We start from the raw sequence: 25032 nt of genomic DNA, 5'->3' as shown, positions 1-25032 counted from the left end.
TCGATGAGCCTCGAGAGAGACTGGGACTCGATCCAGCCCGATCGTACTTTCCGCGCCGCCGATGCCGGCATGGGCATTTTGCGGATCACGCTGCTCTTCGGGTCGGCCGCGGTGGCGTTGGCGCTGATCGCGACGCCCATGCTCGACAGCCAGACGCGCTCGCAGAGCCCGCGTGGCGGCTTGACCGGCCTCGACATGACCAGCACGGGCTCAATCGCCCGCCACAACACCTACACGCTGCGGCGAAGCGTGCTGCAGCCGATGCCGAGTTCCGTCTGCGTGATCCGCAACGATGGCAGCCGGCATGGCGACTGCTGACATGGTTAATGATTTCAGCGAAACAGGTCCGCTTCACGCCCTGTTAAGCTTTTGCCGTTAACCTTTCTTAACAGGTAGGCCCTATGGTTCCCGATATGAGGGATCGACGACCATGACAAACCTGCTGCAGCAGTTCGTGAAGGATGAATCGGGCGCCACGGCCATCGAATACGGCCTGATCGTCGCGGTGCTGTCGCTTGCTATCGTCGCCGGAGTCGGCAAGGCCGCCGATGCGATCCAATGGCTGTTCAGCGACAACGGCAGCAAGCTTGCCAACGCCTTCGCCCAGCACTGATCATCCAAAATTGGGGCCTCGCGCGGACCGGTCAGTGGCCCTTAGGGTTCTCCAGGATGGTCTTCAGCGAGACCTTGGCCGAGCCGGGCTTGAGCGGCTTCTGCTGCGAGGCGTCGGGCGCCCAGCCGGACATCCACACAATCGAAAAGCTCGCCCGGACGCGGCCGTCCGGGTCTGAAAACCGTTCGGCATAGATTTCGGCGGCCCGCGCAAACAGCCGCCTGGTGGCCGGCCGCCGGCTGCGGTCGAAAAGCGGGCTGGTCTCGCCCATGGCGCGAAGATCGGCCACAAGGCCAAACAGCGAATCGTAGCGCACCGTGACCGTCTCGACATCGGCAACCGGCAGCGCCAGGCCGGCCCGCTGCAGCAGCGCGCCGGCATCGCGCACATCGGTGAAGGGAAGGACGCGGGGGCTGGCGCCGCCATGAAGCTCGGTCTCGGCGGCAAGCAGGCTTTCGCGCAACTCCGCGAGTGTTCCGGCGCCAGCCAATGCGCCGAGGAACAGTCCGTCGGGCTTCAGCGCGCGGCGGATCTGCGCCAGCATGCCCGGAATGTCGTTGATCGCCTGCAGCGACAGCAGCGAGACGACGAGATCAAGGCTTTCGGCTTCAAACGGCACGGTTTCCGGGGCCACCACGACGCCGGCTTTGCCGGCAAGGAACGCATCGTCCGCCTCCACGCGGACGATCTCGGCCACCTTGCCGCTTTCGTCGAGCACTTCGGCCGCAGCCGATGTCTGGCAAAACAGCGCAGCCGCCTTGCCGAACCTGCGCTCGACGGCGCCAAGCCGATCGGCGAGGTCCTGAGCCGCCCGCCGCATCAGGAAATCGGCGCCCTCGACAGGGTGCGCGAGCGCCCGACGCTTGCGCGCAAGCCAGAGCTCGGTATCGATCAAGGGCTGCAATGGGCCATTCCTGTTGTCCGCGCCTGCCGGACTGATGTTATGGTGATGTGGGGTTTCCATCACGTGGCCGATCCGGTGCACAAGATCAAGACCATCGCGATCAAGGACATGGCACGGCAAGCGCTGGGCTGGCCGGCACGCCTGCTGTTCCCGCCCGTCTGCGCCGGCTGTCGCCGTCACGTCTCGCAGCCCGGCGTGCTTTGCGGCGCCTGCTGGCCGAAGCTTCGCCTGCTGGAGAAGCCGTGGTGCCCGGTAATGGGCACGCCTTTCACCCACGACATGGGCGAGGGCTTCCTTTCGGCCGAGGCGATCGCCGATCCGCCGCCCTTCGAGCGGGCGCGGGCAGCGGTGGTCTATTCAGGGGTCGCGCGCCAGATGGTGCAAGGGCTGAAATACCAGGACCGCACCGATCTCGCGCCATGGATGGCGCGCTGGATGATGCGCGCCGGCGCGGAGCTGATCGCTGAAGCCGACGTGGTGGTGCCGGTGCCGCTGCACTGGCGCCGCTTCTTCCGCAGACAGTTCAACCAGTCGGCGGAGCTGGCGCGGGCGGTGTCGAAACTCAGCGGGCTGCCTTTTTCGCCGGCGGCAGTGAGACGCGTGAAGCTCACCCGTCAGCAGGTCGGGCTGGAGCGGCACGAGCGCGAGGAGAATGTGCGCGCCGCCTTCCGCGTCCCGACCGAAGCCGAGATCGAGATCGCCGGCCGCAGGGTGCTCGTGATCGACGACGTCTACACCACCGGCGCCACTGTACGGGCGGTGGCCAAGGCGCTGAAGAGGGGCGGCGCCGGCGCGGTCGATGTTCTGACCTTCGCCCGCGTCCTGCCGGGGGACTTTCGGGCCGATGAGTCCGCGACTATATAGGCAGATTAAGCTGTTGATTTATACATGTCGTTTCGCCATTGGGCGACACATGGACTGGATTGCTGACCGATGGTCGACGTGACGATCTACACCCGGATGATGTGCGGCTATTGCACGGCCGCCAAGCGGCTGCTCGACCGCAAGGGTGTGGCCTATACCGAGCATGACGCTTCATTCTCGCCGGAATTGCGCCAGGAAATGATTTCCAAGGCGCGCGGGCGAACCACCTTTCCGCAAATTTTCATCGGCGACACGCATGTCGGCGGCTGCGACGACCTCCATGAACTGGAGTCGCAGGGCCGACTGGRCATGCTGCTTGCCAACGGGAGATGATGATGAGTTCTTTCAAGGCAGCGGCGGTGCAGATGCGTTCAGGGACAAATCCCGAGCGCAACGCGGCCGATATGGAACGGCTGGTGCGCGAGGCCGCAAGCCGGGGCGCGACCTATGTCCAGACGCCCGAAATGACCGGCGCGCTCATCCGCGACAAGCAGGCGGCCGCCGCCGTTTTCACCACCGAGGACAAGGACGTCGTCGTTTCGACTGGGCGGAAACTGGCCAAGGAACTCGGCATCTTCCTGCATGTCGGCTCGACGGCCATCCTGCGCGCCGACGGCAAGCTCGCCAATCGCGCCTTCCTGTTCGCCCCCGACGGCGCCACGGTCGCCAACTACGACAAGATCCACATGTTCGATGTCGATCTCGACAATGGCGAAAGCTGGCGCGAATCCTCCTCCTACGAGCCGGGCAAGGAAGCCGTCGTCACTGAGATCGATGGCGCCAGGCTGGGCTTCGCGGTCTGCTATGACCTGCGCTTCCCGCAGTTGTTCCGCGCCGAGGCGCTGGCTGGCGCCGATGTGCTTTCGGTGCCGGCTRCCTTCACTCGCCAGACCGGCGAGGYGCACTGGCATGTGCTGCTCAGGGCACGCGCCATCGAGAACGGGGCCTATGTGATCGCCGCCGCGCAGGGCGGCCTGCATGAAGACGGCCGCGAGACCTATGGCCATTCGCTGATCGTCGATCCGTGGGGGCGCATCATCGCCGAGGCCGCGCATGACGAGCCAGGCGTGATCGTCGCCGAGATCGATCCGGCCCAGTCGCTCGCCGCGCGCCGCAAGATCCCCAATCTCAAGAACGCGCGGGATTTCAGTGTCAATGCCGGCGAGGTGGAGGCGCCRCGTCTCAAGGGTGCAGCATCTTGATCCGCTTTTCGCTTATCTGCGAACACGAGCACGAATTCGAGGCCTGGTTCCGCAGCAACGACGACTTCGACACCCAGAAGAAGCGTGGCTTCGTCGAGTGCCCGACCTGCGGCTCGCACAAGATAGAGAAGGCGCTGATGGCGCCGGCCGTTTCCACCTCGCGGGGCCAAGAAAAGATGGCGCTCGCCATGGGCGAGGCGCAGAAGCAGGCCCTGGCGCAGCTCAAGGCGCTGGCCGACAAGGTGCGCGAGAGCGCCGACTATGTCGGCGACAAGTTCGCCGAGGAAGCGCGCAAGATCCATTTCGGCGAAACCGATCCGCGCGGCATCTATGGCGAGGCGACACCGGAGGAGGCGAAAAGCCTCGCCGACGACGGCATCGAGTTCATGCCGATCCCGAGCTTCCCGGAGGACCGACACTGAGTCGCGGCCGAAGCGGAATGACCCTTCGTCGAATCGTCATTCCGCTTTACCTTTCCGRAAGCCGCCACGCATTTTTCGGGATGATGTTCTAGCTCAGGCTTTCGATCAGCTTCTCCAACAGTTCTGCCATCGTTTCCAGGTCCTCGCGCGTCATGCCGGCGAGGATCTGGTGCTCGTTGGCGACGTGGGCGGCGAGTGCCTCGTCAATCAACTCGCGACCTTTCCCGGTAAGCTGCACAACCACGCCGCGGCGGTCGCTGGGATGCGGGGCGCGCTGGATCAGGCCAGCCTTTTCCAGCCGGTCGAGGCGGGCGGTCATGGCGCCGGAGGTCACCATCGTCGCCTCGTAGAGTTCAGTCGGCGTCAAGGCGTAGGGCGCGCCGGAACGGCGCAGCGTCGCCAGCACGTCGAATTCGCCACGCTGGAGACCGAAGYGGGCGAAGACCGGCGCCAGGCGCTCGCGCGCGATCAGCGAGGACGCTTCGTGCAGCCGCCCGATCACCCCCATCGGCGACACGTCAAGGTCCGGCCGCTCCTCCCGCCACTGCTCCATGGCCCTGCCAGCACGATCCATATGTTTCACCGTAAAGTATCTTGATATTAAGAATCTTTGTGCTATCTTATCTCAAGACAGGATGTCGGCCAAGCGCTACTGTTAAGGAGTTAAGGAGCCATCCGATGAAATTTCTCTGGGATTCGGCATTGGGCCTTCTGATCGTCACCGGCGGATTGCTCGGCATGACGCTGCCCTTCGGCAAGCTTGCGACAATCGCCGGCGTGCCGGCCATGGTCTGGGCCTTCGTCATTTCGTTCGGCGCCGGCGGTGTGCTTTTGTGCGCATTGCTGCTTGGCGGCCAGCRCATCCGGCTGACGGCGCGCAAGCTCCGCTATTTCTTCGTCACCGCCGCGGTGTCCTACGCCTTCCCCAATCTCTTGATGTTCTCGGCGATTCCGCATCTCGGCGCTGGCTACACGGGCATCATGTTCACGCTCTCGCCCGTCATCACGCTGGTCTTTTCGATCCTGCTCGGCGTCAGAAGCCCCAACCTGCTCGGCGTCGCCGGCATCGCAGTCGGCTTCATCGGCGCGGTGATGGTTGCGCTCACGCGCGGCGAGGCCGGCCAGCCGGCCGACTATTTCTGGGTGGCGATCGGCCTGCTGATCCCGGTCAGCCTTGCCGCCGGCAATATCTACCGCACCGTCGACTGGCCGGAAGAAACCGGTCCGATCGAACTCGCCGTCGGCAGCCATCTGGCGTCGGCGACCCTGCTTCTCATCGGCATCCTGACGCTTTTCGGCTGGCAGGCGTTTGTTCCGCTCGCCCGCGTGCCGCTGGTGGTCGCCGGACAGGTCGCCTCGGCATCGGCGATGTTTGCCTTCTTCTTCAGGCTGCAGTCGGTCGGCGGCCCTGTCTATCTCAGCCAGATCGGCTATGTGGCGGCAGCCGTCGGGCTCTTTGCCGGCACGATCTTCCTCGGCGAGCACTATCAGCTGCTGACCTGGCTGGGCGCGGCCATCATCACGGCCGGCGTCTTCATCACGACCAAGGCGCAAAWCCAGACCAGCGCGCGGGCGCAGACCCAGCCGGCGTGAGCGCGAACGCGGCGGCGCGGCCGATCAGACCGAAGCTTTCTCGGCCAGCACCATGTAGTTGACGTCCATATCGTTGGATTTCTRCCAGCGGTCGGCCAGCGGATGGTAGATCACGCCGGTGCGGTCGATCACGGTCAGCCCCGCCGCACCAAGCGCCTTAACAAGCTCTTCAGGGCGCACCAGCTTGCCGAACTGGTGCGTGCCGCGCGGCAGCCAGCGCAGCAGATATTCGGCACCGATTATGGCAAGGCCGAGCGCCTTCAGCGTGCGGTTGATGGTGGCGACGAACATGATGCCGCCGGGGCGAACCATCTGGCCGCATTTGGCCACGAACAGATCGACATCGGCGACATGCTCGACCACTYCCATGTTGAGGATGACATCGAATGTCTCGCCGGCATCGGCCAGCGCCTCGGCCRTTGTGGCGCGATAGTCGACGCTGACGCCGGCCTCCGCCGCATGCAGCTTCGCCACCTCGATGTTGGTGGTCGATGCGTCGGCGCCGACCACCTCGGCGCCGAGCCGCGCCATCGGCTCGCACAAAAGCCCGCCGCCGCAGCCGATGTCGAGGAAGCGCAGGCCCGCGAAAGGCTTGGCCGCGCGCGGATCGCGGCCGAAGCGCACCGACACCTGATCCCGGATATAGGCGAGCCGCACCGGGTTGAACTTATGCAGCGGCCGGAACTTGCCGTTCGGATTCCACCATTCGGCGGCAAGGGCGGAAAAGCGCTCGACTTCTGCGGCATCGATGGTCGATCGTCGGGGCTCTGGCATGGGGCGGGTCTCCTCGCGCAGGACCCTGAAAATCGGTATCGATTTTCGGAAAGGATCATGCGCAAACCAAAGTGCTACAGCGTCCTCTGTGCGTCCGAAAGGAGGCGCGCGATGTAGAACGCTAGCAAGTCGGGTCCCCGGCGGAGAAAGTCAAGGCAGGTTTTTTCCACTGCCCGGCGGGAGGGGTCGGGGCGACCAGGCTTTTCCGGCGCCGGCCGCTCTTTGTCAGCACGTGGCAGCTTGGATGGTCCCGCGATGAAACAGAACCGCTTTGCGGACGAAGAAAGACATCAACCGGGGAATGACGATGCAAACCATAGCCTCGATCCTCTGGCGGCGGCTCGATCAGGAAGGGCATGACGGCTGTTTGCTTTCCAGGACGGGAGAGGGCTGGAGTCTCAAGGGACATGCGGTGTTCATGCAGGAAGGCGCGCCATGCGGCCTCTCTTACGAGGTCGACTGCGATGCCAGATGGCTGACCCGCGCCGCGCGCGTGGCGGGCTTTCTCGGCGGCGACACGCTCGACTATCGTTTCGAGAGGCTTGGCGACGGCGGCTGGGCGCTCAACGGCAAGAGGCAGYCGCAGGTGAGCGACCTTATCGACCTGGACCTTGGTTTCACACCCGCTTCGAACCTCCTGCCGATCCGACGCCTCGATCTTCTGCCCGGCCGTCCGACGCCARCTCCCGCGGCCTACATGGCCTTCCCCGAGTTGAGGCTTGAGCGTCTCGACCAGACCTATCGCCGCCTCGACGATACCCGCTATGCCTACGCCGCGCCGAAATTCGGCTACGACCAGGTGCTGGAGGTCTCGCCGCCCGGCTTCGTAGTCGACTATCCGGGTCTTTGGCAGGCCGTCGAGCTGCGCTGAGCTGCTCAGGCATCGATGAGCGTCGCCAGCGCGACCGCGGCATGGCTCATGCTGACGCTGGCCGGCTCGATCGACTGCATTGCCGCGCAATCRCCGATCTCTGCCATGATCAGCTGTGCCGCTGCCTGGGCCTGTTCGAGGCTTTGCCAGCGCACGACGTCGACCCAGCTTCCATCCTCGCGCTCGCCGAGATGACGGCTGAGAAAGCYGGGCTGGCGCGCGAGCCAGTCGGTGACAACGCCGTTGTTGGCGACAAAGCCTGCCGCCGCCCCCGGCTTGAGGCGGAAAGTGACGATTTCCAGCGTTTCGGTCATGATTTTCTCCACACGTTGCGTTTCCTCCACCTTATCGCATGGYGGGCCGCGAAGATCTGTCAGGAGAACCGCAAACCAGGCCGAAGCCCTTCTTATCCCGCATCGCTTGCGAAGCTTAGCCGTTTTGGTTAAGGAGGCCGCGCATTTCCGCGGCCCGGCGTTGCYGGGCGCTTCGTTCCGCGTTCGGCGTCAAGCCGGCTTCAGTCAAAGGCATCTCGCTTCCATGGCGCGTATCGTGATGAAATTCGGCGGAACCTCGGTCGCCGACATCGCCCGCATCCGCAATGTGGCGCGTCACGTCAAACGCGAGGTCGATGCGGGCCATGACGTTGCCGTGGTGGTTTCGGCGATGGCCGGCAAGACAAACGAGCTGGTGGCCTGGACCCGCGAGGCCTCGCCCATGCATGACGCACGCGAATACGATGCCGTCGTCGCCTCGGGCGAGCAGGTCACCGCCGGCCTGTTGGCGATTACGCTGCAGAACATGGGCATCCATGCCCGCTCCTGGCAGGGCTGGCAGATCCCGATCAAGACCGACAACGCCCATGGCGCGGCGCGCATCCTCGACATCGACGGCGCGTTCCTGGTCAAGCGCTTCGGCGAGGGCCAGGTAGCGGTTATCGCCGGTTTCCAGGGCATCGGCCCGGACAACCGGATCTCGACGCTCGGCCGCGGCGGCTCCGACACCAGCGCGGTGGCAATCGCGGCGGCGGTCAAGGCCGACCGCTGCGACATCTACACCGATGTCGACGGCGTCTACACGACCGACCCGCGCATCGAGCCGAAGGCGCGCCGGCTGGCCAAGATCTCCTTCGAGGAGATGCTCGAAATGGYCTCGCTCGGCGCCAAGRTGCTGCAGGTGMGGTCGGTCGAGCTTGCCATGGTGCACAGGGTGCGTACTTTCGTGCGGTCGTCCTTCGACGATCCCGATGCGCCCGGAATGGCGGATTTGCTCAATCCGCCCGGAACGCTTATTTGCGACGAGGAAGAGATCGTGGAACAGCAGGTCGTCACCGGAATTGCCTACGCCAAGGACGAAGCGCAGATTTCGCTGCGCCGCGTCGGCGACCGCCCGGGCGTTGCCGCCGGCATCTTCGGCCCGCTGGCCGAGGCCAACATCAACGTCGACATGATCGTCCAGAACATCTCCGAGGACGGCAAGCTCACCGACATGACCTTCACGGTGCCTTCCGGCGACGTCGACAAGGCGCTCGCCGTGCTCGAGCGCATCAAGGCCGATGTCGGCTACGATGTGGTGCAGTCTGAAGCCGGCATGTCGAAGGTCTCGGTCATCGGCATCGGCATGCGCAGCCATGCCGGCGTCGCCGCCACCGCCTTCAAGGCGCTGGCCGACAAGCAGATCAATATACGGGCGATCACCACCTCCGAGATCAAAATTTCGATATTGATCGACGGTCCCTACACGGAACTTGCAGTTCGTACTTTGCATTCCGTCTACGGTCTCGATAAGCAATAGCAAGAACTGAGTCAGTTGTTGCGTGAGCGCCGGCCGCGGCAGAAACTGCGGCGGGCAGAGTGCCCATTGGAGAACAAGCTGCGATGCGTGATATGGCCGGTGGCCCGCGCGTTCTGCTGAGACGRCTCCGCGAGCTCATGCAGGAGCCGCTGGAGCCGCAGGAGCGGCTCGACCGCATCGTGCGCGACATTGCCTCCAACATGGTCGCCGAGGTGTGCTCGCTCTATGTGCTGCGCGCCGATTCGGTGCTGGAGCTTTACGCCACCGAAGGTCTGAACCCCAACGCCGTTCACCTCGCGCAGTTGAGGCTCGGCCAAGGCCTGGTCGGCACGATTGCCGCCAGCGCCCGGCCGCTCAACCTTTCCAACGCGCAGGAACATCCGGCCTTCGCCTACCTGCCGGAGACCGGTGAAGAGATCTATCATTCCTTCCTCGGCGTTCCGGTGCTGAGGGCAGGGCGCACGCTGGGCGTCCTGGTGGTCCAGAACAAGACGATGCGCCAATACCGCGAAGACGAGATTGAGGCGCTGGAAACGACGGCGATGGTGATCGCCGAGATGATCGCCACCGGCGATCTCGCCCGCCTCACCCGTCCCGGGCTGGAGCTCGACCTGCGCCGCCCGGCAAGCTTCACCGGGCTTTCCTTCAACGAAGGCGTCGGRCTGGGCCATGTCGTGCTGCACGAACCCCGCATCGTCGTCACCAATCTCTTCAACGAGGACAGCGAGGAGGAGGTGCGCCGCCTCGACCGGTCGCTCGGCTCGCTGAGGCTCTCGATCGACGACATGCTGGAGCGCCGCGATGTCGCCTTCGAGGGCGAGCATCGCGAGGTGCTCGAGGCCTATCGTATGTTCGCCAACGACCGCGGCTGGGTGCGCCGGCTGGAAGAGGCGATCCGTAACGGCCTGACAGCGGAAGCRGCCGTCGAGAAGGTGCAGAGCGACATGCGCGCGCGCATGCTGCACATGACTGACCCTTATTTGCGCGAGCGAATGAGCGATTTCGACGATCTCGCCAACCGGCTGCTGCGCCAGCTGATGGGACGCGGCCCGGAGGATGTCGCGGCCTCGCTGCCCAAGGACGCCATCATCGTCGCCCGCTCGATGGGCGCGGCCGAGCTGCTCGACTATCCCAGGGACAAGCTGCGCGGCCTGGTGCTGGAGGACGGCGCGGCGACCAGCCATGTCGTCATCGTGGCGCGCGCCATGGGCATCCCGGTGGCAGGCCAGGTCAAGGGCGCCGTTTCCATGGCGGAAAACGGCGACGCCATCATCGTCGACGGCGATGAAGGCTCTATTCACCTCAGGCCGCAGCCCGACCTCGAGGCCGCCTATGCCGAAAAGGTCCGTTTCCGGGCGCGGCGGCAGGAGATCTACCGCGAACTGCGCAAGAAGCCGTCGCTGACCAAGGACGGCGTCCACGTCGATCTCCTGATGAATGCGGGCCTTGCCGTCGACCTGCCGCAGCTTTCGGAATCGGGGGCGGCCGGCATCGGCCTGTTCCGCACCGAATTGCAGTTCATGGTCGCCTCGACCTTCCCGCGCGCCGAGGCGCAGGAACGTCTCTATCGCGATGTGCTCGATGCGGCGCGCGGCAAGCCGGTCACCTTCCGCACCATCGACATCGGCGGCGACAAGGTGCTGCCCTATTTCAAGGGCGCGGTGCAGGAGGAAAACCCGGCGCTCGGCTGGCGGGCGATCCGGCTAACCCTCGACCGTCCCGGCCTGCTCAGGACCCAGATCCGCGCGCTGCTCAAGGCCTGCGGCGGGCTCGAGCTGAAGCTGATGCTGCCGATGGTGACAGAGCTGTCGGAAATCGCTCAGGCGCGCGAGATCATCGACCGCGAGGTCCGGCATCTGTCGCGCTTTGCGCATCATCTGCCGACCAGCCTCAAACTCGGCGCGATGCTGGAGGTGCCGTCGCTGCTGTTCCAGCTCGACGAACTGATGAAGGCGGTCGACTTCGTTTCGGTCGGCTCCAACGACCTCTTCCAGTTCATGATGGCGGTCGATCGCGGCAATACGCAGCTTGCCGACCGTTTCGACACGCTGTCGGCGCCGTTCCTGCGCGTGCTGAAGACGATCGCCGATGCCGGCGTGCGCAATCACACGCCGGTGACGCTGTGCGGCGAGCTGGCCGGCAAGCCGATCTCGGCGATGGCGCTGATCGGCCTCGGCTTCCGCTCGATCTCGATGTCGCCGGCCTCGATCGGCCCGGTCAAGGCGATGCTGACCGAGCTGCCGCTGCAGGAGCTGGAAGACTTCTTCAAGGACAATCTGATGGCGCCCGCCCAGGGGACGCCGATGCGGGCGCTGCTGCAGGCCTTTGCCGACGACCGCTCCATTCCGCTATAGCATTTCTGCCATGATCAACCTGCCCCGCGACCGCATGGATCAAGTCGTCAAGCGTTTCGACATGCTCGAAGCGCAGATGTCGGCCGGGCCGTCGGCCGATGCCTATGTCAAAATGGCTTCGGAATATGCCGACATCCAGGAGATGGTGGGCAAGATCCGGGCACTGCGTGCCGCCGAGCAGGAGCAGTCCGACCTCGAGGCGATGCTCGCCGACAAGAGCACCGACGCCGAGATGCGGGCGCTGGCCGATGCGGAGCTTCCGCAGGTCGAGGAGCGCATCGAGGCGTTGCAGAAGGACATCCAGATCCTGCTTCTGCCGAAGGATGCCGCGGACGACAGGAACGCCATCCTCGAAATCCGCGCCGGCACCGGCGGCGACGAGGCGGCCCTGTTCGCCGGCGACCTGTTTCGCATGTATGAGCGCTATGCCGCCTCGCGCGGCTGGCGGTTCGAGGTGGTTTCGGCCAGCGAAGGCGAGGTCGGCGGCTATAAGGAAATCATCGCTTCCGTGTCGGGCAAGGGCGTGTTCGCGCATCTGAAGTTCGAATCAGGCGTGCACCGCGTGCAGCGTGTGCCGGAAACCGAAGCCGGCGGACGCATCCATACCTCGGCGGCGACGGTCGCCGTGCTGCCCGAGGCCGAGGAGGTCGACATCGAGATCCGGCCCGAGGACATCCGCATCGACACCATGCGCGCCTCGGGCTCGGGCGGCCAGCATGTCAACACCACCGACTCGGCAGTGCGCATCACCCATTTGCCGACCGGCATCATGGTGGTGCAGGCGGAGAAGTCGCAGCACCAGAACCGGGCGCGCGCCATGCAGATCCTGCGCGCCCGTCTTTACGATCTTGAACGCAGCCGCGCCGCTGAGGAGCGCTCGGAGTCGCGGAAATCGCAGGTCGGCTCGGGCGACCGGTCGGAGCGCATCCGCACCTACAATTTCCCGCAAGGCCGCGTCACCGACCACCGCATCAATCTCACGCTCTACAAGCTCGACCGGGTGATGATGGGCGAGCTCGACGAGGTCGTCGACGCGCTGATTGCCGACCATCAGTCGAAGCTCCTTGCCGATATGGGCATTGATGGCTGATGTGCTGCCCGCGGCACTCGGGCCGCTGCTGCGCGCGGCGAGGCTGCGGCTCGCCGCTGCCGGCATTGGCGATCCGGCGCTGGATTCCAGGCTGATCGTAGAGCATTTTTCCGCCACGACCCGCGCCCAGGCCATCGCCGCGCCCGATCGTGCGGTCGATGCGAGCGCGCTCGCCGCGATCGACGCGGCCCTGAGGCGTCGCGCCGCGGGCGAACCGGTGCATCGCATCCTCGGCTACCGCGAATTCTACGGGCTGCGGCTGTCGCTTTCGCCGGACACGCTGGAGCCGCGCCCGGACACCGAGATCCTGGTCGACACGGTTCTGCCCTTCGTCAAGGCAACGGCCGAAAGGCTTGGCGAATGTCGTATCCTTGATCTCGGCACCGGGACCGGCGCCATCGCATTGGCGCTGCTCAGCGCCGTGCCGGCCGCGAGGGCGACCGGCGTCGATATTTCTCCCGGCGCGGTGGCGACAGCCATGCGAAACGCCGAGGATCTCGGGCTTGGCGGGCGCTTCAAAGCCCTGCATTCCAACTGGTTTGAAAAAGTTTCGGGCCGATACCATTTAATTGCCGCGAACCCTCCCTATATACCATCCCGAGACATCGAAAATCTGCAGGACGAGGTCCGCGATTTCGATCCGCACCGGGCCCTAGACGGCGGGATGGACGGCCTGATCCCTTACAGGATCATCGCCGGTGAAGCGGAAGGGTTTCTGGAAGCACAGGGCCAGATAGCGGTCGAGATAGGCCACACGCAGCAAAGCGAGGTCACGGCTATCTTTGCCGGAGCCGGCTACAGGCTGGCGGAGGCGCGGCGCGACCTCGGAGGAAACGATAGAGTTCTGGTGTTTGTGCGTTGAAACCCCCGATGCAGTGCGAAAAAAGCGCTTGGCAATATTAGGGAATGCAGCTAGGGTCCGGCTTGACCGGATGAGACGAAGCAGGCAGTGCTCTTAGCGATTCGGTTTTCCTTGGAAATAGCTGCCTCCTTGCGCAAACGACGCCCAAGCTTCGTGCGGAAATCGTCCGGCAAGTGATGTTAACCGGAACAGGATGGCACGTGGCGCCAACGCAATCGATGCGGGCGAACGCCGGTGAAAAAGCGAAACGGTTGGCTGCATGAGCGCCACCGTTCGCGAAGAGTTTTGAATTCCACATGAAGAGAGTCGAATGAGGCCACAACAGCAGAACAGGCGCATGCGCGGTCGCAACAACAATGGCGGCGGAGGTAATCAGAACCGCAAGGGGCCCAATCCCCTGACGCGCAACTACGAGAGCAACGGTCCGGACGTGAAGATCCGCGGATCGGCTCAGCAGATCGCCGAAAAATACGCCGCACTTGCCCGGGACGCGCAAAGCTCCGGCGACCGAGTGATGGCGGAGAACTATCTCCAGCACGCTGAACACTACAATCGCATCATTGCCGCCGCGCAGGCGCAGATGCCGATCCAGAATGTCCAGCAGAACCGCGACGACTTTGACGACGACGTCGATGAGGATCGCGACGAGTTCGACAGCATCGGCAGCGCCAATGTCGGCGAGACGGCGGCCGCGCCGAACGGCTCCGGGCCGCAGCCGGTGATCGAAGGCACGCCGGCCGAGCTCGGCTTCAACCAGGAAAACGGCCGCGACAACAACAACCGACGCGACAGGCACCGCGACCGTCGCAACGGCGGCTATGGCCAGTACGGCCAGCGCGGCGACAACGGACAGCGCGGCGAGGGACAGCGTGGCGAACATGGCGGCCAGCAGTTCGACCAGAACCGCCGCAACGAGGCGCAGGCCCAGCCGGAAGCATCCGCTGAGTCTGGCAGTGCGGCCGAGYCGGCCCCGCTGTTCGACAGTTTCTCGCCAGCGAGCCTTGCTGCCCAGGCCGAGCGCAATGAAGCGGCGGCCGCCGAAAATGGCGGCGGGCGTCGGCAGAGACGTCCACGTCGCGGCCGCGGCAATGCTGAGCAGAGCTATAGTGCCGAGCAGGGCAATGCCGACCAGGCGGACAGCCCCGCCGATGATAACAAGGCAGACAACGGCAGCGTCGCCGCCGGAGAGGCAAATGCGGCACCGGGCGAGGCCGTCGCCAGCGAGCCGACGGTCGCCGACGCAAACAACTGATCCCGGCCACTGATCCGAGCCTGATTCCAGGCATTCGAACGGCGGAGATTTCTCCGCCGTTTTCGTTTATGCGCGCATGGAATATTCTGCTTTGGCCGATATCAAGGCGTCTTGAGAGACCTTAGCCCGCATACCATATCTCGCTCGAACAGGGCTCGGCTCGAATGGGCGGGTCCGTCACCGCAATCTGATCCGGTGCCGCAAAGCGGGCCGGTGATGGAAGGAGACAAGTATGAATCTTGAAAAATACTCGGAGCGCGTGCGCGGTTTCATCCAGTCCGCGCAGACCATGGCGCTCTCGCGCAACCACCAGCAATTCACTCCCGAACATATTCTGAAAGTGCTCGTCGATGACGACGAGGGTTTTRCCGCCTCCCTGATCGAGCGCGCCGGCGGYCGTATCCGCGACGTCAAGCTCGGGGTCGAGGCGGCACTCGAAGCAATGCCCAAGGTGGAAGGCGGCAACGGCCAGCTCTACCTCGCCCAGCCGCTCGCCAAGGTGTTCTCGACCGCCGAGGAACTGGCCAAGAAGGCCGGCGACAGCTTTGTCACCGTCGAGCGGCTGCTGCAGGCGCTCGCCATGGAGAAATCGGCCAAGTCCGCCGACATCCTGGCCAAGGCCGGCGTTACCGCGCAGGCGCTGAACCAGGCCATCAATGATGTCCGCAAGGGCCGCACTGCCGATTCGGCCAATGCCGAGCAGGGCTATGACGCGCTGAAGAAATACGCGCGCGACCTGACCGCGGATGCCCGCTCAGRCAAACTCGACCCGGTCATCGGGCGCGACGACGAGATCCGCCGCACCATCCAGGTGCTGTCACGCCGCACCAAGAACAATCCCGTGCTGATCGGCGAACCAGGCGTCGGCAAGACCGCGATCGCCGAAGGCTTGGCGCTGCGCATCGTCAATGRCGACGTGCCGGAATCGCTGAAGGACAAGCAGCTGATGGCRCTCGACATGGGCGCGCTGATCGCCGGCGCCAAGTATCGCGGCGAGTTCGAGGAGCGGCTGAAGGCGGTGCTCAACGAAGTCACGTCCGCCAACGGCAACATCATCCTGTTCATCGACGAGATGCACACGCTGGTCGGCGCCGGCAAGGCGGACGGCGCGATGGACGCCTCCAACCTCTTGAAGCCGGCGCTGGCGCGCGGCGAATTGCACTGCGTCGGCGCGACCACGCTCGACGAATACCGCAAGCATGTCGAGAAGGACGCGGCGCTCGCCCGCCGCTTCCAGCCCGTCTTCATCGACGAGCCGACGGTCGAGGACACCATTTCGATCCTGCGCGGCCTGAAGGAGAAGTATGAGCAGCACCATAAGGTGCGCATTTCCGACTCGGCGCTTGTCTCGGCGGCGACGCTTTCCAACCGCTACATCGCCGACCGTTTCCTGCCCGACAAGGCGATCGATCTGGTTGACGAGGCTGCGTCGCGGCTGAGGATGCAGGTCGATTCCAAGCCCGAGGCGCTGGACGAGATCGACCGCCGCATCATGCAGTTGAAGATCGAGCGCGAGGCGCTGAAGGTCGAGAAGGACGAGGCCTCGAAGGACAGGCTCGCCCGGCTGGAGAAGGAGCTTGCCGACCTCGAGGAGCAGTCGACCGAGATGACCGCGAAGTGGCAGGCCGAGAAGCAGAAGCTCGGCCTGGCCGCCGATCTCAAGAAGCAGATCGACGAGATGCGCAACGAGCTCGCCATCGCCCAGCGCAAGGGCGAGTTCCAGCGCGCCGGCGAGCTTGCCTATGGCAAGATCCCGGAGCTGGAGAAGAAGCTCAAGGAAGCGGAAGCCCGAGACGACAAGGCAGGCATGGTGGAAGAGGTGGTCAGCCCCGACCACGTCGCACATGTTGTGTCGCGCTGGACGGGCATTCCGGTTGACAAGATGCTGGAAGGCGAGCGCGAGAAGCTGCTTCGCATGGAAGACGAGATCGGCAAGCGGGTCGTCGGCCAGGGCGAAGCCGTGCAGGCCGTTTCGAAAGCAGTGCGCCGCGCCCGCGCGGGCCTGCAGGACCCGAACCGGCCGATCGGCTCGTTCATGTTCCTTGGGCCCACCGGCGTCGGCAAGACCGAACTCACCAAGGCGCTCGCCAGCTTCCTGTTCGACGACGAGAGCGCCATGGTGCGCATCGACATGTCGGAGTTCATGGAGAAGCACTCGGTCGCCCGGCTGATCGGCGCGCCTCCCGGCTATGTCGGTTATGAGGAAGGCGGCGTGCTCACCGAAGCGGTGCGGCGCCGGYCCTATCAGGTCGTGCTGTTCGACGAGATCGAGAAGGCGCATCCGGACGTGTTCAACGTGCTGCTGCAGGTGCTCGACGACGGCCGGCTGACCGACGGTCAAGGGCGTACGGTCGACTTCCGCAACACGCTGATCGTCATGACCTCCAACCTCGGCGCCGAATATCWGGTCAATCTGCGCGAGGACCAGGATGTCGATGCCGTGCGCGACGAGGTGATGAGCGTTGTGAGGGCTTCGTTCCGTCCGGAGTTCCTCAACCGCGTCGACGAGGTGATTCTGTTCCACCGGCTGCRCCGCCAGGACATGGACCGCATCGTCGAGATCCAGCTCAAGCGGCTGGAGAACCTGCTCGTCGATCGCAAGATCACGCTGTCGCTCGATCACGACGCGATCGAGTGGCTGGCGTCCAAGGGCTATGACCCGGCCTATGGCGCCAGGCCGCTGAAGCGGGTGATGCAGAAGGAACTGCAAGACCCGCTGGCGGAGAAGATCCTGCTCGGCGAAATCCTCGACGGCTCGACCGTCAAGGTCACCTCCGGCTCCGATCGGCTGAACTTCCGCTCGAAGCCGACCGTGGTGGCAGCCGAAGCCGCCGCCTGATTCGRCCAATGTGCATGACAAGTGCGCGTCGCACCAAACGGTGCGGCGCGCTCTTGCATTTTTACGATGCGACGCAGCAAAACCGTTTTCGACGAGGGCGAAGGGTGGGATGAAACTCGAGGATTATAACGGCTTCTGCGCTTCGCTGCCTGCCGCGACGCATGTCGTGCAGTGGGGTGGCGCCCATGTCTGGAAGGTCGGGGGCAAGGTCTTCGCGATCGGCGGACACGACCGGGACGGCCAGGTGTTCGTTACCTTCAAATGCTCCGACATGGCCTATGACGTGCTGAAGGAGCAGCCAGGCTGCCGGCCCGCACCCTATCTCGCCTCGCGCGRCATGAAATGGATCCAGCGCCAGACAAGCCAGAGCGTGGATGATGATGCGCTGAAGGACTATCTGCGCGAAAGCCACCGCCTGGTCGTCCTCAAGCTGACAAGACAGGCACRCAAAGAACTAGAGCTCGGTCTTTAGCGAAACCATGATCTTTGCGAAAACCCGACCCCAGCTTTCGGGATCATGGTCAGAGCATGAAATCCGCCATCTTCATGCCCGGTTCATGTTAGAAGCTTAATTTTGGTAACTGGTTCGCCGGCGACGGGTCGCCTGCACAGACCAAGCCGACCGGAGAGCCTGACCCACATGCTGCGCACGATCTTTTCCCTTTCGGCACTCGCGGCCGGGCTGGTGTCCTCTGGCGCGCTCGCGACGCCGAGCGGGGACGGCGCGCAGAGAGCGGTTCGGCCCGCTCAATACGGCACGCTCCTGCTCGCCCAGGATAGCAATATCGACATCTATTACGATGCCAGGGGCAACCGGGTGCTTGTCGATGCCGACACCGGCAAGGTCATCGCCATCCAGCCGCCGCAGACCAGGCTCGACCGCCAGGCGCTGCGCCGCCAGTTACGGATGCATGAGCTCGGGCGCGCGCCTGTCCAGGACGACGACCGCTACTATCTCGATAATCCCGACGACATGGCCCGCTTCCGCCGCAGGCAGTTGGAAGAGAACGGCCGGTATATCCCGCCGCCGGTGGACGACTACGATTCCAACAACGACAATTCCGTCGATGCCTTTCCACCCGCGCCGCAGGGTGATGAAGGTTATGCCACCACCTATCCGGAGGCGCCAAAGTCGGACACCATCAAGCGCCAGCCGCTGAACGAGGCGTCGGTCGAACCGCAGGCGGGCCAGGGGGAAGTGCTGCAGGTCAACCCGGAAACAYAGGCCGCGCTGCCGCCGGACACAGGCGGCAAGGCCACCGTCGATCCATCGCTGTCGCTCGGCGTGCGCCAGGACGTGGCAGCACYTCAGGTGCTGCTCGACCGCGGCGGCGCCTCGCCGGGTGTCATCGACGGGCGATTCGGCTCGAATGTCGACAAGGCGTTGGCCGCCTACAATGAGATCACCGGCAGCAATCTGAAATCGACCGACGCGGCCGGCATTCAGGCCGCGCTCGCACAGTCGGGCGGCGACGCCTTCGCCTCCTACACGATCACGCCCGAGGACGTCGCCGGACCCTATGTCGCTTCGATCCCGGAAGACTACAGCCAGAAGGCCAAGCTCGACCGCATGGGCTACACATCCGTCACCGAGGCGCTGGCCGAGCGCTTCCACATGGATGAAGCCTATCTGAAGTCGATCAATAAGGGGCTCGACTTCAACCGTCCTGGCACGATCATCAAGGTCGCCAATTTCGGCAAGCTGGTGTCGACGCCGGTCGCCCGCATCGTTGCCGACAAGGACAAGAAGGAAGTCTTCGCCTATGATGCCGGCGGCAAGCTGGTCGCGGCCTATCCGGCCACCATCGGTTCGGCCGACACGCCTTCGCCATCCGGCATCCACGCTGTGTCGCGCGTCGCGCTCGATCCCAACTACACCTACAACCCCAACATCAATTTCAAGCAGGGCCAGAACGACAAGATCCTGACCATCCCGCCGGGGCCGAACGGTCCAGTGGGCTCGGTCTGGATCGCGCTGGACAAGCCGACCTACGGCATCCACGGGACGCCCGACCCCTCCAAGATCGGCAAAACCGAAAGCCATGGCTGCGTGCGCCTGACCAACTGGGATGCGCGCGAACTCGCCAAGCTGGTGTCGCCGGGTGTCCCCGTGGAGTTTGTCGGCGGCGGATTTTCAGCCGATGAGCTTGCGCAGCAGTGAACCGCGCAGCGCGGCGGCATAGACGAGCTGCGCCAGCAGGATGAAGGCGATGCTGAGCAGAGGGGTGATGAGGCAAAGCGCTGCGCCGATCGCCCAAAGGATTTGGGCCTTGACGATGCGCTGGTAGACGGTCCRCCTCGTCTCCGCGTCGACGTCCTCTGCCAGCATGCCGTTCTTGTCGGCGTACCACCAGCTCGCGAACARCATGACGCCGAGCATCAGAAGGTTAAGCCAGTAGACGAGCACCGCGACGCGGAACTCGAGGAAATCGGCCAGGAGGTCGGTGGAGAACGGTAAGAGCGCGATGAAGGCGAGAAAGCAGAGGTTGAGGGTCGCCAGCCGACGGTCCGATTTCGCGATCAGGCCGTGCTGCGCCTGCTGGCCGAACCAGAAGATGGTCAGCGTCAGGAAGCTCAACCCATAAGTCAGGAAACGCGGCGCGAGCGCAACAATCGTCGCTAGCAACTCGCTTTCCGAATGCACCGTCTCATGCGACGGCACCCTGATCTCCAGCACGATCAGGGTCAGCGCGATAGCGAAGACGCCGTCGGTTATGCCGACGATGCGCCCGCGCCCTTCCGCCGACGGTTCGAGCGGCCGCTTCATGGCTTCCCCCAGCTTTAAAAGCATGTCTCCCGAAAGTGGGAACCGGTTTCGGGACAAAGACATGCGTAAAATCAAAAAAACTAAAGCGCATGGAGCGAATCTGAAAGATCGCGACTCGCTTTAGGCCGGAACCTAGCACGCGATCGGCAGTTTGCATCATGATCGGCGCTGACCTCGCCATGCGGCCAGCGTCATCTGGTTTCAAGAACAGTGATTCTCTGGTCGGTTGTTTACAATGCGCCGGGGGACTAAGCAGGAATTGATGCCATCCTCGAACGAAGCCACCGCCGGTATGCTTTCGACCGCGCAGCGTGCGAACGGTACCTTCTGCCCGCAGGCGCGGCGCAAGTTCGTGCTGGTCGCGGCGATCCTGGCCTCGGCGCTCGGTTTCATCGACGGTTCCGTCCTGGCGATCGCCATGCCGGCCCTGCGCGTCAATCTCGGCGCCAGCCTGGCGGAAGCGCAGTGGATTTCCAACGCCTATGCGCTGACGCTTTCGGCGCTGATCCTGGCCGGCGGTGCGGCCGGCGACCGATTCGGGCTGCGGCGTGCCTTCGTGGTCGGCATCGCGCTTTTCATCACCGCTTCGCTCGCCTGCGCGCTGGCGCCAAATCCGCTGGTGCTAATCGCGTTCCGCGCCATCCAGGGTATCGGCGCCGCCATCATGGTGCCGGGCAGCCTCGCCATCATCGCCAAGGCCTATCCTAAAAAGGAGCGTGGTCGGGCGATCGGCATCTGGGCGGCCGCCTCGGCGCTGACGACGGCGCTCGGTCCGGTGGTTGGCGGCTTCGTGCTGTCCACCTTCGGCAACGGCGTCTGGCGCGCCATCTTTGCCGTCAACCTGCCGCTCGGGCTGATTTCGATCTATCTGCTGCTCTTCAAAATCCCGGCTGACCAGCCGACTGAACAGCGCAGCCTCGATCTCGGGGGTGCCGGGCTCGCCACGCTCGCCTTCGGATCGCTGGCCTACGGACTTACGGCGATGAATGCCGAGGGAGGCGGGATGATGGCCGGGCCGGCGATCGTCGCCGGCGTGGTCCTGCTTTTCGCCTTCATCCTTTACGAGCGCTGGCAGCGTGAGCCGATGATCGATCTCGGCCTATTTCGTATCGGCGCTTTTGCCGGCGCCAATCTGGCGACCTTCTTCCTCTATTTCTCGCTCTCGGCGAACCTCTTCTACCTGCCGATGCTGCTGATCGCGGGCTGGGGACTGAGCTCGGCCGAGGTCGGCTTCATCTTCCTGCCGCTGTCGGCATCGATTGCGCTGCTGTCGGGTCCGGTCGGCCAGTGGTCGGACCGGATCGGTCCCCGCCTGCCGATCGCCGCCGGCAGCTTGATTGTCGCCGTCGCTTTTGCCGGCATGGCGCTCCTCGCCCATGCCGGCATCCACAATTTCTGGACCGGAATTTTCTCTCTGATGACCTTGATGGGGCTCGGCATGGCGCTGGTCGTGTCGCCGCTGTCGACCGCGATCATGACCTCCGTGGAGGACAAGGATACGGGCGCGGCGTCAGGCATCAACAACGCCGTCTCGCGCATCGGCGGACTGATCGCGGTGGCGGYRATGGGTTCGCTCGCGGCTTTCGTCTATGCGCAAATCACCGGCAACCCTGCGGGCATCCCCGGTTTTGGCGAGCCGCCCCCGCCCGGACTCGCGGCCGATCTCGATGGGTTGAGGATTGCGGCAAGCGATTCGGCTTTTGCCGCGGTCGCCGGCCTGACCGCGCTGCTCTGCCTGCTGTCGTCGATCATCGCCTGGCTCACGGCGCCCGGGCAGGTGCTGCCCTGGCCGCAGCGCACGCGCGACTCGCAGGATTAGACAGTTCTTACACTATCCCGGGCGGAARATCGCTGCGCACTGTTCCTGGAATTGCTCAGTTGGGAAGCTGCGAATCGGTCTTGGCGCTGGCGACTTTCAGCGAATTCCCATCTTCCTGCTTCAGCAGGTCGTCGATGCGCTCGCGCTCGCGCTTGAAGGCGACGAGATCGTCGCCCTTCAGCACCTTGCCGACCGGCAGGCRCACACGCATCGAATCGACCTTGGTGCCGTTGACGATAWGCTCGTAGTGGAGATGCGGGCCGGTGGAGAGGCCCGTCTGGCCGAGATAGCCGATGACCTGGCCCTGGCGGACATGAACGCCAACGTCGATGCCTTTGGCGAAGGCGCTCTGGTGATTGTAGGAGGTCTCGTAGCCATTGGCGTGGCGAATGATGATCTGCTTGCCATAGCCGCCTGCCCAGCCGGCCTTCTCGACCACGCCGTTGCCGGCGGCGATGATCGGCGATCCGATCGGAGCCGCCCAGTCCGTGCCGGTATGCATGCGGACATAGCCGAGGATAGGATGCCGCCGCGCACCGAAGCCTGAGGTGAAGCGGCCATTGGGCAGCGGGTTGCGCAGCAGGAACTGCTTGGCGCTGCTGCCGTTCTCGTCGAAATAGTCRACGCTGCCGTCCTGCATCTGGAAGCGGTAGAAGTTCCGCGTCTGTCCACCGAAAGTCGCCGAGACATAAAGCAGCTCGGAATTGTCGGAGGTCTGGTCGTCGTTGTCAGGCTGCGAGAACAGGACCTCGAGCCGGTCGGACGGCGAAAGCCGCGACTGGAAATCGACATCCGAGGCGAGAAGCTTGATCAGCTTCTGGGTCATCGATTTCGACATGCCGTAGGAATAGGCGGCGCGATAGATGCCGTCATAGACGTTGGGCAGGTTGCCGCGCACCACCACTGGCTGCGAATCATCGAATGCCGTCAGTAATTCGGGATTGGGCTCCGGCTCCTGTGCCGGCACGAACTGCCCGCGATCGTCGAGCGCGATGGTAACGATGTGGGTGGTGYGGTCGTAAACGCTGGTGCGGACCACCTTGGCGATATCGCCGCGCACCTCCAGGCCGACGCGCAGCACCGTTCCGGCCTTGAGCGCCGTCGCGTTGAGCAGCTTGCCGATCGCCGCCGACATGCCGATGGCGTCATCGCCGGTGTAACCCGAATCGGCGAAGGCCTCTGCAATGTCCATATCATTGGTGAAAGGGATGATTTCCTCGGCAAAGGCCGGCGCCTGGTCGTCCGGCGTGGCGCGCGCGGCCACCGAAACATTCTCCGGCGTGATCTTGACGTCGTAGGATCCGGCCATGCTTTCGGCGAAGGCATCGCCGAACCGCTGCGGGTCGACATAATGAAGCGCTGCCACCTGAACGGCGCCGTCGCTCAAGCCGTTGCCGGCTTCGCGCACGACCTTTTCCACCTCGTCGGCGGAGAGGTCGCTCTTTTCGTCGAAGGATGCCGTCTCGATCGGAAAATCGACCGTCTTCAGGCTCATCTCGCTTTCGACCTTGGCGCCATAGATCTGGCCGGCGACCGCGGCGGCGGCCGGCTGGGCATTGTCGTCGTTGTCGTCGCCGAAGACCTGCAGCGGGTCGAATGGCGGGTAGGGACGGTTGGTGGTGTGGCCGGCCGCAAGCGCCATCTTGATCTGCACGAAGGGCATGGTGTGGATAACGTCGCGGTCGCCGACCTTGGTGACCATCGACACTTCCATGCGCCGACGATCCTTGGCGCGGGCGATCTGGCGCGGCGCGACCAGCCTGGTGGTCTTGGCCAGCTCGCCGGAATCGTCACTGCTGCTGGCGAGGCTGATGAGCTCGGCGATTTCCGGCGGCGTCGCAAGCTGCTGGCGCCCGTCTAGGGCCGCGAACAAGGCCACCCCCATCAGCACGCTCGAGGTCACGCCGGTCAGGAACGTGCCCGAAAGCCAACGCGCCGAGACCTCGCGGCGGTCAGGCGGACCGCTGCGGCCGTCCGCAATCAGCGGCGGCTCGTTGCCGAGTTCGGCTATGACATCTTCCGCGTCTGGCATCCAGAAAGGCTGCTTCTTCCCCGGGCGAAACGGCTTGTCGTTATTCGTTTCGGCCATGACATTTGCCTGCCGCGGCCTTTGAAGTCAAACGAAGCGGCAGTTTTCAGCCGATATCCCCACTCACGTCTCTTGCAAACGGCGCCCTTGTCACCTGTGGTCGAGGCTCTCGCGCGAACGCGTGCGCCTTCGTGATAGGTTCGGTTTCGAACCTCAATGCGGCGGCAATAGGGCTCGGTTAGGATGGCTGTGGACCTGCCGCAGGGGCAATTGTCAGGCGAAAGATAGCCGTCGAAAATTTCGTCGCAAAAAATTCAAAAAAGTTCGAAACCCTTGTTGACACTTCGAGCGGCCGCCGACTATATACGCCCCACCAACGACGGCGGCGACGCTGCTGGCGATAGAGAAGTTCGCTTCTGAGTTTCGCGAAGTTGGGACGAATTCAAGAGAGCCGCGTGAGCGACACTCGAAGGGCCCGGGAGCGGCAAGCGAAACRGGCCGTGACATTGCGTCTGCGATGTCAGTTCTTTGACAATTGAATATTGAAGAAAGAGAAACGTGGGCGGCAGAGTCCTGCTGAGCCGCTTATCCCGCCAGGGGTGAGCCGGTTCGAACGAGACTTTGRCGGATCACGTTTCGTGAGAATAAGATCTACCAGACGCTAGAAGCGTCTAGGTGTGAATGTTCTCGTCGATTCATGCGTGACCAAAAGCCAAATCAAAGTCTTATTAAACTTGAGAGTTTGATCCTGGCTCAGAACGAACGCTGGCGGCAGGCTTAACACATGCAAGTCGAGCGCGTAGCAATACGAGCGGCAGACGGGTGAGTAACGCGTGGGAATCTACCCATCTCTACGGAACAACTCCGGGAAACTGGAGCTAATACCGTATACGTCCTTTTGGAGAAAGATTTATCGGAGATGGATGAGCCCGCGTTGGATTAGCTAGTTGGTGGGGTAATGGCCTACCAAGGCGACGATCCATAGC

Annotated in this window: 23 protein-coding genes and 1 rRNA gene; 18 read left to right on the top strand and 6 right to left on the bottom strand. The window is 64.0% G+C overall.

All coding sequences use genetic code 11. The annotated features are described in order from the left end of the window. The first annotated feature begins 3 nt into the window (after positions 1-3). Together ORS3428_RS23850 and ORS3428_RS23845 are read left to right on the top strand one after the other, a co-directional pair. Positions 4-318, top strand: a complete 315-nt coding sequence (locus ORS3428_RS23850) for a hypothetical protein (RefSeq protein WP_071100746.1) — start codon at positions 4-6, stop codon at positions 316-318. 112 nt (positions 319-430) lie between these two features. Then, positions 431-613, top strand: a complete 183-nt coding sequence (locus ORS3428_RS23845) for a Flp family type IVb pilin (RefSeq protein WP_071100745.1) — start codon at positions 431-433, stop codon at positions 611-613. 31 nt (positions 614-644) lie between these two features. Here the strand turns inward: ORS3428_RS23845 and ORS3428_RS23840 are convergent, their stop codons facing one another. Continuing rightward, positions 645-1517, bottom strand: coding sequence for a methyltransferase domain-containing protein (locus ORS3428_RS23840; protein ID WP_071100744.1), 873 nt, complete (start codon positions 1515-1517; stop codon positions 645-647). 63 nt (positions 1518-1580) lie between these two features. Here ORS3428_RS23840 and ORS3428_RS23835 point away from each other — a divergent pair, with 63 nt between their 5' ends. From ORS3428_RS23835 to ORS3428_RS23820, 4 genes are all read left to right on the top strand, one after another. Next, positions 1581-2381 carry a ComF family protein gene (locus tag ORS3428_RS23835; protein WP_071100774.1) on the top strand — a complete coding sequence of 267 codons (801 nt, stop codon included), beginning with the start codon at positions 1581-1583 and terminating at the stop codon, positions 2379-2381. A 69-nt stretch (positions 2382-2450) separates the two neighbouring features. Then, positions 2451-2714 carry a glutaredoxin 3 gene (gene grxC / locus ORS3428_RS23830; protein WP_071100743.1) on the top strand — a complete coding sequence of 88 codons (264 nt, stop codon included), beginning with the start codon at positions 2451-2453 and terminating at the stop codon, positions 2712-2714. 2 nt (positions 2715-2716) lie between these two features. Further along, positions 2717-3583, top strand: a complete 867-nt coding sequence (locus ORS3428_RS23825) for a carbon-nitrogen hydrolase family protein (RefSeq protein WP_108723158.1) — start codon at positions 2717-2719, stop codon at positions 3581-3583. After that, entirely contained in the window at positions 3580-4005 is a 426-nt protein-coding gene (locus ORS3428_RS23820) for a DUF1178 family protein (protein WP_071100741.1), read from the top strand. Before ORS3428_RS23825 ends, ORS3428_RS23820 begins: the two co-directional genes overlap by 4 nt. 88 nt (positions 4006-4093) lie before the next feature. Here the strand turns inward: ORS3428_RS23820 and ORS3428_RS23815 are convergent, their stop codons facing one another. Next, on the bottom strand, positions 4094-4579 hold the full coding sequence (locus ORS3428_RS23815; protein WP_071100740.1) for a MarR family winged helix-turn-helix transcriptional regulator: 486 nt from the start codon (positions 4577-4579) through the stop codon (positions 4094-4096). Between the two features lie 104 nt (positions 4580-4683). Between ORS3428_RS23815 and ORS3428_RS23810 the strand changes: the two genes are divergently transcribed. Continuing rightward, positions 4684-5598: a DMT family transporter gene (locus ORS3428_RS23810; RefSeq protein ID WP_071100739.1), complete on the top strand. Its 915-nt coding sequence runs from the start codon at positions 4684-4686 to the stop codon at positions 5596-5598. A 24-nt stretch (positions 5599-5622) separates the two neighbouring features. On the opposite strand, the gene ubiG is transcribed toward ORS3428_RS23810, so the two are convergent. Beyond that, complete coding sequence (ubiG, locus tag ORS3428_RS23805; RefSeq protein WP_071100738.1) at positions 5623-6372, bottom strand: bifunctional 2-polyprenyl-6-hydroxyphenol methylase/3-demethylubiquinol 3-O-methyltransferase UbiG; 750 nt, start codon at positions 6370-6372, stop codon at positions 5623-5625. A gap of 307 nt (positions 6373-6679) precedes the next feature. On the opposite strand from ubiG, the gene ORS3428_RS23800 reads away from it, so the two are divergent. Further along, a complete protein-coding gene (locus ORS3428_RS23800; protein WP_071100773.1) occupies positions 6680-7243 on the top strand; it encodes a putative glycolipid-binding domain-containing protein in 564 nt (187 codons plus the stop codon). 5 nt (positions 7244-7248) lie between these two features. Here ORS3428_RS23800 and ORS3428_RS23795 read toward each other — a convergent pair whose 3' ends face one another. Next, the gene (locus ORS3428_RS23795; protein WP_071100772.1) at positions 7249-7557 is read right to left on the bottom strand and encodes an antibiotic biosynthesis monooxygenase family protein; all 309 of its coding nucleotides are present in this window, start codon (positions 7555-7557) and stop codon (positions 7249-7251) included. 223 nt (positions 7558-7780) lie between these two features. Between ORS3428_RS23795 and ORS3428_RS23790 the strand changes: the two genes are divergently transcribed. From ORS3428_RS23790 to ORS3428_RS23755, 8 genes are all read left to right on the top strand, one after another. Then, the gene (locus ORS3428_RS23790; RefSeq protein WP_071100771.1) at positions 7781-9034 is read left to right on the top strand and encodes an aspartate kinase; all 1254 of its coding nucleotides are present in this window, start codon (positions 7781-7783) and stop codon (positions 9032-9034) included. 83 nt (positions 9035-9117) lie between these two features. Beyond that, positions 9118-11388, top strand: a complete 2271-nt coding sequence (gene ptsP / locus ORS3428_RS23785) for a phosphoenolpyruvate--protein phosphotransferase (protein ID WP_071100737.1) — start codon at positions 9118-9120, stop codon at positions 11386-11388. A 10-nt stretch (positions 11389-11398) separates the two neighbouring features. Next, a complete protein-coding gene (gene prfA, locus ORS3428_RS23780) occupies positions 11399-12478 on the top strand; it encodes a peptide chain release factor 1 (protein ID WP_071100736.1) in 1080 nt (359 codons plus the stop codon). Then, positions 12471-13340: a peptide chain release factor N(5)-glutamine methyltransferase gene (gene prmC, locus ORS3428_RS23775; RefSeq protein ID WP_071100735.1), complete on the top strand. Its 870-nt coding sequence runs from the start codon at positions 12471-12473 to the stop codon at positions 13338-13340. Before prfA ends, prmC begins: the two co-directional genes overlap by 8 nt. A gap of 337 nt (positions 13341-13677) precedes the next feature. Beyond that, on the top strand, positions 13678-14592 hold the full coding sequence (locus tag ORS3428_RS23770) for a DUF4167 domain-containing protein (protein WP_083355273.1): 915 nt from the start codon (positions 13678-13680) through the stop codon (positions 14590-14592). 232 nt (positions 14593-14824) lie between these two features. Then, entirely contained in the window at positions 14825-17431 is a 2607-nt protein-coding gene (clpB, locus tag ORS3428_RS23765; RefSeq protein WP_071100733.1) for an ATP-dependent chaperone ClpB, read from the top strand. A 109-nt stretch (positions 17432-17540) separates the two neighbouring features. After that, positions 17541-17903 carry an MmcQ/YjbR family DNA-binding protein gene (locus ORS3428_RS23760; protein ID WP_071100732.1) on the top strand — a complete coding sequence of 121 codons (363 nt, stop codon included), beginning with the start codon at positions 17541-17543 and terminating at the stop codon, positions 17901-17903. 168 nt (positions 17904-18071) lie between these two features. Next, the gene (locus tag ORS3428_RS23755) at positions 18072-19592 is read left to right on the top strand and encodes a L,D-transpeptidase family protein (protein WP_071100731.1); all 1521 of its coding nucleotides are present in this window, start codon (positions 18072-18074) and stop codon (positions 19590-19592) included. On the opposite strand, the gene ORS3428_RS23750 is transcribed toward ORS3428_RS23755, so the two are convergent. Further along, entirely contained in the window at positions 19566-20198 is a 633-nt protein-coding gene (locus tag ORS3428_RS23750) for a TMEM175 family protein (protein WP_071100730.1), read from the bottom strand. The two genes, ORS3428_RS23755 and ORS3428_RS23750, sit on opposite strands and share 27 nt — an antisense overlap. A gap of 262 nt (positions 20199-20460) precedes the next feature. On the opposite strand from ORS3428_RS23750, the gene ORS3428_RS23745 reads away from it, so the two are divergent. Beyond that, entirely contained in the window at positions 20461-22017 is a 1557-nt protein-coding gene (locus ORS3428_RS23745; protein ID WP_071100729.1) for an MFS transporter, read from the top strand. A 55-nt stretch (positions 22018-22072) separates the two neighbouring features. On the opposite strand, the gene ORS3428_RS23740 is transcribed toward ORS3428_RS23745, so the two are convergent. After that, on the bottom strand, positions 22073-24049 hold the full coding sequence (locus tag ORS3428_RS23740) for a M23 family metallopeptidase (protein ID WP_071100770.1): 1977 nt from the start codon (positions 24047-24049) through the stop codon (positions 22073-22075). Between the two features lie 727 nt (positions 24050-24776). Between ORS3428_RS23740 and ORS3428_RS23735 the strand changes: the two genes are divergently transcribed. Next, positions 24777-25032 (top strand): 16S ribosomal RNA (locus ORS3428_RS23735); the annotation flags it as partial.

Origin of the sequence: Mesorhizobium sp. ORS 3428 (assembly GCF_001854785.1) — a bacterium.
In the GTDB taxonomy this organism is placed as follows: domain Bacteria; phylum Pseudomonadota; class Alphaproteobacteria; order Rhizobiales; family Rhizobiaceae; genus Mesorhizobium.
This window is presented reverse-complemented; position numbering and strand designations above follow the sequence as displayed.

Bases quoted from the DNA above. Each gene is read 5' to 3' on its own strand.
- ORS3428_RS23850 (WP_071100746.1), top strand. From the start codon at position 4: ATGAGCCTCGAGAGAGACTGGGACTCGATCCAGCCCGATCGTACTTTC.
- ORS3428_RS23845 (WP_071100745.1), top strand. From the start codon at position 431: ATGACAAACCTGCTGCAGCAGTTCGTGAAGGATGAATCGGGCGCCACG.
- prfA (WP_071100736.1), top strand. From the start codon at position 11,399: ATGATCAACCTGCCCCGCGACCGCATGGATCAAGTCGTCAAGCGTTTC.
- prmC (WP_071100735.1), top strand. From the start codon at position 12,471: ATGGCTGATGTGCTGCCCGCGGCACTCGGGCCGCTGCTGCGCGCGGCG.